This window comes from Corynebacterium sp. UMB6689 (assembly GCF_030215295.1).
In the GTDB taxonomy this organism is placed as follows: Bacteria; Actinomycetota; Actinomycetes; order Mycobacteriales; family Mycobacteriaceae; genus Corynebacterium; species Corynebacterium aurimucosum.
In genome coordinates, this window is the sequence record NZ_JASOLS010000049.1 from 1 (window position 1) to 1,208 (window position 1,208).

Genomic DNA, 1,208 nt, shown 5'->3' on the forward strand with positions numbered 1-1,208 from the left:
CCCCTTGCAGTACCGGGTACGTGGAACCCCGGTACCAACTACGCGGACTCGCGGTACCAACTACCCCAAATTGACACAATGACCACCACCGCCACAATCATGATCACAACGGCAAAGAACTGAAACTGGCCAGAAAGCGCGCCCCGCATAACCAATTCAGGGAACGTGACACGGAAGACGAGCGTGACCGCCGACGCATTCAACGCGACACCGCACGAATAGCCCAGCGTCAGCGCCCACCCCGCGATAAACGCATGAGTCCGGCCGAGCACCGCCATAGCGAAAGCCATCCCATCACCCGTCAGCGGCAGCGCGCGAATAGTAAAGCCGTAACTCAAACCAATAATGGCAATCATCAGACCACCAATGACAAAGCCAATGACCGTGCCGGCCAGCCCCGCCTTCTACATCCAGTCGAGGAGCAAGATATAGGCGCCCCCAACCATTTGCCGCGCCCAACGCCATGGCGAAGACCCCTGTGGGCTTCGTGGTCTTCCGCTGTGTCGGGTTCTCCGTCATCTAATTTCACTCCAGACAAGTCACCTTAGGCGCGGGGACCTTGCGGACGATCCCAGCGCGCATTTCTGGCAGGTCTAGAGATTATTGATTGGGTGTGCTCGTGAGGTGAGCAGTGTTAATGCTTACCGCGACTACGATACTTTAACCACACCCGATCTATGTCTGGTATCGAAGGCCCGTCATCTTCCCCGACGCGCTATGCCGGATACCCAAGTGGCGAACAAGCAGACCGCTAAAACCTGCCCATGCTTGACGACGCTAGCCCTGCTGTCGCCCTAGCTCGGGCTCCAATTTAAAGCCCACTACCGTCCTTAGCACAGCAACAGCTCCGCCAATTTCGCCTCCCCCACCAATGAAAAGCAAAATGCCTACTGCCCGCTGTTTACCAATGGCCGGCTCCGGAGTTCGATTTCGGTATGGAGGGAGTACAGATCAAAACAAATTGATAAGGATATACGAGTGCAAACCAACAGCCAACGGAGGATTCTTGAAACACCAAGCACGTTCTGTTGACGATGACGAGTCCACCCTTTTACAGCAGGCAAAGAGGAGTCTGACCCGCGTTGCGGGAAATTCCTGACTAAATTCAATGATCAGCAGGACCCCTAGCCAGGGCCTGGCCCCCGGAAAGTAGACACGTCGGGGGTTAGCTATGCTGCTTGGGTCAGTGTAGCTGATGTGAGTGCTTC

At 55.8% G+C, this 1,208-nt stretch carries 1 protein-coding gene; it reads right to left on the reverse strand.

Annotated elements, in window-relative coordinates; translation table 11 throughout:
- Positions 1 to 38: 38 nt before the first annotated feature.
- Positions 39 to 356 (reverse strand): hypothetical protein, encoded by a 318-nt coding sequence (locus tag QP363_RS12605; RefSeq protein ID WP_284764740.1) that lies wholly within the window; start codon positions 354 to 356, stop codon positions 39 to 41.
- Positions 357 to 1,208: the final 852 nt, after the last annotated feature.

What these genes read in the sequence shown, in the direction of transcription:
- QP363_RS12605 (WP_284764740.1), bottom strand. Translation starts at nt 356, where the DNA reads ATGATTGCCATTATTGGTTTGAGTTACGGCTTTACTATTCGCGCGCTG.